This is a genomic window from Candidatus Hydrogenedentota bacterium, from assembly GCA_035416745.1.
Lineage (GTDB): Bacteria > Hydrogenedentota > Hydrogenedentia > Hydrogenedentales > SLHB01 > UBA2224.
Genome location: DAOLNV010000083.1, coordinates 1 through 6,908, shown reverse-complemented (window position 1 = coordinate 6,908; position 6,908 = coordinate 1). Strand labels below are relative to the sequence as shown.

General features: G+C 59.9%; 5 protein-coding genes. 3 read left to right on the top strand and 2 right to left on the bottom strand.

The features are described 5' to 3' along the window. Nucleotides 1–713: Gfo/Idh/MocA family oxidoreductase (locus PLJ71_18765; protein HQM50735.1), on the bottom strand; the 713-nt coding region annotated here is incomplete at its 3' end. A gap of 199 nt (nt 714–912) precedes the next feature. On the opposite strand from PLJ71_18765, the gene PLJ71_18760 reads away from it, so the two are divergent. Both PLJ71_18760 and PLJ71_18755 read left to right on the top strand, forming a co-directional pair. After that, nucleotides 913–2,856: a hypothetical protein gene (locus PLJ71_18760; protein ID HQM50734.1), complete on the top strand. Its 1,944-nt coding sequence runs from the start codon at nt 913–915 to the stop codon at nt 2,854–2,856. Nucleotides 2,857–3,128: 272 nt separating this feature from the next. Next, nucleotides 3,129–4,283 (top strand): DUF5009 domain-containing protein, encoded by a 1,155-nt coding sequence (locus PLJ71_18755; protein HQM50733.1) that lies wholly within the window; start codon nt 3,129–3,131, stop codon nt 4,281–4,283. Between the two features lie 268 nt (nt 4,284–4,551). On the opposite strand, the gene PLJ71_18750 is transcribed toward PLJ71_18755, so the two are convergent. Further along, nucleotides 4,552–5,286: a DUF169 domain-containing protein gene (locus PLJ71_18750; GenBank protein HQM50732.1), complete on the bottom strand. Its 735-nt coding sequence runs from the start codon at nt 5,284–5,286 to the stop codon at nt 4,552–4,554. Between the two features lie 160 nt (nt 5,287–5,446). Here PLJ71_18750 and PLJ71_18745 point away from each other — a divergent pair, with 160 nt between their 5' ends. Continuing rightward, nucleotides 5,447–6,904: a neutral/alkaline non-lysosomal ceramidase N-terminal domain-containing protein gene (locus tag PLJ71_18745; protein HQM50731.1), complete on the top strand. Its 1,458-nt coding sequence runs from the start codon at nt 5,447–5,449 to the stop codon at nt 6,902–6,904. Nucleotides 6,905–6,908 lie beyond the last annotated feature (4 nt).

The window sequence follows — 6,908 nt, the reverse complement described above, 5'->3', positions numbered from 1 at the left end:
GGACGGTTCGACCAGTTGTGGACCTGCCGCAACGTGCCGATTGCGCCGTCCCGGATCCACGCCTTAACAGTGTCTATGGAATCGTTCGCGGACCATGCCAGCAGATGTGTGGCCAACTTCGTACGCTGCGCGGTGTCAAGGACCAGTCTGGACTCCCGCATGCGATTGGCAATGGGTTTGTGCATGAGTACATGTTTGCCCCGGTTCATGGCGGCGATTGAGATGGCCGCATGCAGGTGATCGGGCGTCATGATCTTGACTGCGTCAAGCTCGTTTTCCTTATCGAGCAGCTCGCGGAAGTCAGCGTACGCCGATATCCCCTTGAACGTGCTGTCGCCGCTCTTCGAGGCGTAATACGTCTGTATGACCTCCCGTCCCACTTCCCTTCCTCCAGGAATACCGCCAACTTCAGCCCGCCAGTTTGGATTCCCCAGGAGGCGCCCTATATCGTTCCGCAGACCGTCTTTACTCCAATCCACATAGTCGTTGCTGTCCGTGTTGGGGTCACACACGCTGACGACCTGGATTTCGGGCCTCGAAAGCAAAGCCTCCAATTCTCGCAGTCCCTGTGTGCCGAGACCGATGTAGGCGAGTGTAATCTTGTCGTTGGGGGCCACGTAGCCCTGTCCCAGGACGTATCTGGGAACGACCTGAAATACAGCCGGCGTCACGGCGGCCCCGAGGAATTTCCGGCGGTTAATGTGACCAGGCATGCGTTTTCCCTCCCAACGGGCAGGTTTGCCATAATGAGGCGTCCATGTGTATTGAAGACGACACATGATTCTCTGGATTGGCAAACACGATTGCAAGCCCGTTCACGGCGCCCGAGTCCTCAGCAGGAACGCCGTGTTCCTCCGACAGGCGGCTCCGGCGACGTATGGCAGGGAATCGAAAGCGGAAAGGAACGATGAAGTGACGCAGACACACCTTCTCCGGGCTGCTCTTGGAATCTCATTGGCGGTTGTAGCGCTGCAAGGTTCGGTTATGGCCCAGGTTCCCTCGGACGCAATATGCGTGGAGGCCGAGGACGGGATGATGACGGACCCGGCTCTTGTCGTCTCGGACAGCATATTCTCGAGTGCCGGGCTGCGCGTGACCATCGATCCGGCCGGTATTGGAGACCGGCGGCAGGTGGAGGTTACGCGACTGGAGATTCCATCGGAGCATCCCGGCTGCATCCTCTGGGTCCGGTGCACCGGTGTGAACGTAGGGATTGCAAAGCACAACGGAGATTTTGCCTGGCACAATACGCAAACGCCGCATTGGGCGTGGCATTCCCTGGGTCCGGTTGCGCCGGAAGAGGGGCCATTGACTGTCGCCGCCGCATGCCCATTGACCCCCAACCTCGGCGAATATGCCATCGACTGCCTCCTGTTCACGCCTGACGCTTTGTTCCAGCCTTCCGGTATCTACCGAAGCGTTGTGGGACCGGGCGAAGAAGCCGTTCAGGATGCAGCCCCCCCACTGGAGGAGCCTGCCGAAGCCGTTCCGCCCGTTCATGTGACTGTCAAGGCGGACGCACAGGGTCCTCGCGTAAGCCGTTACCTTGCGAGCGCCAACTGCCACCTCGCGGCCCGTCACTGCCCGGCTCTCCCTGCCTGGGACGACACGATGCGTAGATTCTTCGCTGAGAACCTTCTCGTATTGCTCGAAACCGCCCGGCGCGAGCCCGATGAAAACGGGTTGTGGTGGAACTTCGGTCCTATAGACGAGTTCCTCCGGAAATCCAAGGAAGTGTGGCAGGTCGAGGAGCTTGCCTTCTTGCCCCAGTGGTGGATTCAGGGATGGGACGGCAAGAGTGAGCCCGCGGAGGACCAGTTCAACCGGTCGAGCGAAGCGCTGACGCAGATTGCCGAGCGCTATGGCAGGCCCGGACCTCTCTTCGTCAAATATTGGATGTGCTGCGACGAATGGCCCGGACAAAAGTACTGGCGGGAGAATCCCCAGTCCTTTGCGCGGCACTACAGCCGGCTCGTCCGAAATGTGAAGGCCGTCAATCCAGATCTTTTGGTGGGCGGCCCCGTAGACTGCTGGCCCGACAGCGTGATCATCGAAGCGCTCCTCCGCGAATGTGGAGAACTCGATTTCATCGCGTGGAACCTCTTCGTATCGGGCAGGGCGGATTACCCCTTTCCGCAACTGTTCGAACGCACGAAAGAGCTTCGTAAACAGGTTGAGGCAAGCCGCGCGCTTTCTCGTGAGATTCTCGGCAGAGAGCTTCCGGTGATGGTCTCGTCGTACCAGATGAACTTCCATGCATGGGAGCCGCCTGACCTGAGGCTCGCGGCGCCTGTCGCTGGAGTCTGGAATGCCCTTGCCCTCGTCTATCTGGGCCAGAGCAGAGCTTTCAGCGGGGTGCTGTACAACGTTCGCGCCTACGATTGCGGCATGTTTGGCCCGGATGACACGTTCGCCGTGCAAGCTGGCGTTCAGAGCAGCGCCTTGCCTGCCGATGCCGTGAATGTGCGGCCGCTGGCGCGAGTACACGATTTCGTGAATCGCCACATTGCAGGAAGCCCCGCGAGCACGGTCATTCTTGACGACACGAACTCAGGTATCGAGGCGCTGGCCACCTTCGACGGGCGCAGCGGCCATGCCCTGGTGATGGTGAACACGACGGAAACCGACCGGGAGGTCCGCGTGACGCTGGACCCCTTCGCCGCGGCGCCCTACTCGGGATTCGAACTGCCCGTGGAATACCTCTACTGCGACCAAAAGACGGTCACGTCCGGCAGCGGCCTTTTCTTCTCGCCGGAAGGCGAAGCCGGTTTCCACATGCCCGCCTTCAGTGCCTGGTGTCTCAAGATTCCCGGGCCTATCGGGCTGCCGCCCGGAACGAATCCGAAGAACCCCTAAACTGAATGGGCTCGCGTGATTCGAAGAAGCGATCGTTGCCAGGATGGCGGGGGGATGGACACGGCGTCTCCTTGGGGCCCGGCTTCGGAAAGTTGAAGTTCTTCCACAGACTTGTGGATACTGGCTGCCATTTGCGTAGAACGCGGACGTGCAGAACTCTGCAGGGGGATGCGGCAAGGCCATCCATCTGACCGGGCGTTTGAATGCATCTACGTGTTTGGGGATTGTGACATCGTGCATGCACAGTTAACATCGAGCATCAGGAGATTCCCATGAGCGTCGCCGCCACAAGAGAACAGTCGAAGAATTCCGAGCCCGGCGTACCCGCGGCTCGGAGCGAACGCCTTGCCTCGATAGACGCGCTTAGAGGGTTCGACATGTTCTGGATTATTGGGGGCGATGCCCTGTTTCTCTCGTTTGTGGCAATATTCGTCAATCCCGTGCCGGACTGGCTCGCCCGCCAGTTCGACCATGTCGCGTGGAAAGGGTTTGTGGGGTGGGACCTCATCATGCCGCTGTTCTTGTTCGTAAGCGGCGCGTCCCTGCCCTTTTCACTCTCGAAGTGGACGGGAACAGGCCGAGACAAGAAAGACAAGAAAGCACTGTATATTCGGCTTGCGCGCAGAATCCTTCTTCTCTGGGTGCTGGGCATGATGGTTCAGGGCAACCTCCTGGAATTCGACCTGTCCAAGTTGCACGTATACTCGAATACGCTGCAATCCATCGCGTCGGGATATCTCGTTGCCACCATCCTGATGCTGACCGTGTCCGTCAGGGGGCAGATGCTCGCCACCGGCGCCCTGCTGGTGGCATACTGGCTGCTGATGGCGTTTGTCCCCATTCCCGGGCACGGCGCAGGCGTGCTGGAACCAGCTGCCAATCTGGCCATGTACGTTGACGAGGCGGTCCTGGGCCGGTTCCGCGACGGCACGACCTACACCTGGGTGCTCAGCAGCTTGGGGTTCGCCGCAAGCGTCCTGCTCGGCGCTCTGGGAGGACACGTGCTGCGCTCAGACCGGACGCCCAACAACAAAGCCCTCACCCTCCTGGCGGCCGGCGTTGGATGTCTTGCAGCGGGGTGGATATGGGGGATATGGTTCCCCATTATCAAGCACATCTGGACAAGCTCGATGGTCCTGTGGGCCGGCGGATTGAGCTACCTCTTGCTCGCGGGCTTTTACTGGGTCATCGACGTGAAGAAATACCGGAAATGGGCGTTCCCATTCATTGTAATTGGCATGAACGCCATCGCCGTGTACGTCGCGACACATCTCATCGATTTCCGCCACATCAGCGAAGACCTCGTCGGCGGGCTGGCCGCGAAACTGGGACAGGCTGGTCCCTTCGTCATCGCGTTCACCGGGTTCCTGATTGTTTGGCTGATCCTGCTCTACCTCTACCGCAAGGGAACGTTTATCCGGGTCTAAGCAATTCTGGGGACACAATACTCAATTGTCAGTGTGAATGCCCAAGACACCTGTGGTAAGAAACGCGCGCACGCTCCCTCCGGCTGTGGCGCTCCCGCTGTGGCGTGGTTTCGTGACCACGCCACCCGTGCGGCCGAAGGTCTCGAGAACTAGAGAAGAGCAATGATGCGTGGGCATGCCGAGCGGGGGCCGGTTGGAAAACCGGCCCCCAGTTGTCGCTTAAGTCAGTGCCATTCTATCGTGTCCCCGAAGACTCCCCGGATTTCCTCTACAGGCGGGCCTTCACCCGCTCCCACGAACCGGTTATCAGGAAACTCTGGTCCATGTCGTCAACCATGCGTTCGAACTTGCGCATCGGAATGGCGAAGGTCAATGTTTCCGCGGGCACCCAAGGCCGCGCGGAGACATCGAACAATCCCAACACGGCCCGAGGCTGCTCACGACGCCCTTCCAGATACGGATAACAAACAATTGACCCGCAACCCGCGCAAAACGGAGCCACCACGGCTTCGGGATCGGACTCCTCGAAACCCGCGAGCGTAAACAGTCCGGAAAGTACATCCGGCCGTGCGAAGAATATGACTGCCTCCGGCTGATCGTCGGGTCCGAGGCAATCCCAGCGCTTGAAGACGGCGTAGGGCGCTGGGGCAACGAACGTGGGCGCCTTCTCCAACAATTCTTTCACCAGTTCCGGGGATTTCTTGTACCGCTCACCTTCCATCTTGCCGGGGATGCCGCATGAAAGGAAGTATTCGAACTTGGGCATGAGCGCCTGAGAAAAGCCCAGATACCTCTTTCCCCCCGAGCACACGACCGAATCCACGCTGAAGAAGAGCGTACGTCCTCTTCGGACATCGGCCAATTGGGCAAGAAAACACTGGTGTTCGTCGGGCGGTTCCGCTCCCCGGGGCTGGTTCGTGTAGAAGAACGTTATAGGCAGGTCCGCTCCCGGGAAGTACTTGTTCCAAAGTGTGAGAAACTGTTCTTTCCTTGCGGGCTCCATGGCGATGATCCTCCCGGCGCAAAGCCTGGTGTATCCGTGAATCGAAGCCAGTATACCATGGCTCGCGGCGAACCCGGGCCGGCACCGCCGCCGTTGCGCCATGCCCTGTGCGAGTGGTTCTGCTACAATGCGGCCATAACACAATTCAAGGAGGCAGCCCATGAACTCGTTGAAGCTCAATTCTGTTATGCAATTCGGACTTGGTCTGTTGGCAGCGGCGTGTCTGTTCGCGATGGCAGGCAATGCGGCGGAAACGGAAGCGCCGGTGTTGCGGGCGGGCGCAGCCAAGGCAAATATCACGCCGCCGCTGGGGTGCGACATCGTGGGTAACTTTGAAGTCCCGAAAGCCACCCACATTCATGATGACCTGCACGTGCGCTGTCTGGTGCTCGACAACGGCGAACGGCGTCTGGCCATCGTGATCTGCGACAACCTGGGCATTGATCAGAACGTATTTGACGAGGCGAAGAAACGGCTTCAGGAAATCACTGGAATTCCCCCCGAACACTTGTTCATGGCGTCTACCCATACGCATTCGGGGCCGCCCGCAAGAGTATCGAAATGTCCCGGGGTTTACGGGGAGCTTACTCAGTATCAGCGGTTCTTGGCGGACCGTATCGTCGACGGCGTTCAGTGCGCCATCAACAATCTCGAACCGGCCCAGGTCGGCTGGGGGAAAGGTGAAGAACCGGACCAGGTCTTCAACCGACGATGGTACATGAGCGATCCTGCTCTGATGGTTAGCCCGTATGGCGCGCAGGACCAGGTACGCATGAATCCGCCGGGGGGGCACGCATCTTTGGTGAAGCCGGCCGGACCAACCGACCCCGGGATCGTGTTTCTGGCGGTACGGTCCGTGGAAGGGCGGCCGATCGCGCTTCTGGCGAACTACTCGCTGCACTACGTGGGCGGCGTGCCCGGCGGGCACATTTCCGCGGACTACTACGGCGTCTTTACTGACCGTATCCAGGACTTGCTCGGCGCAGACCGGCTTGAACCGCCCTTCGTGGGCATCTTGTCCAACGGCACGAGCGGAGACGTCAACAACATCAATCACAGTCAGCCGCGTCCAAAGCGCGAGCCCTACGACCAGATGTACCGGGTCGCCAATATCGTCGCGGCGGAGGTTTTCCGGGCATATCAGACCATCGAATTCAAGGACCAGGTGAAACTCGGCGGCCGGCTGACCAAGCTGACGCTGGGCCTGCGCAAACCCGATGAGGCCCAGGTGCAGTGGGCCAATGACATTCTCGGCAAGCCCGAAGCCGAGGTGGGCATCGTCAAGCGTTCTTACGCACAGCGCACGTTGAACCTCAGGGAATGTCCGGACACCGTGGATATCTGGGTCCAGGCATTGCGTATCGGCGACCTGGGCATTGCCGGGATCCCGTTCGAGACATTTGCGGAAACGGGACTGCGCATCAAGGCTGAGAGCCCGCTTCCGGTCACCTTTACCATCTCGCAAGCCAATGGCGGTTTCGGGTACCTGCCGACGCCCGCGCAACACGCGTTGGGCGGATACGAAACCTGGCTGGGAACAAGCAAGGTTGCCGTAGACTCCGAGCCGACTATCGTATCCACGCTTTTCCAGCAGCTCGCCGAACTCGCGGCGGAGTAGGGCG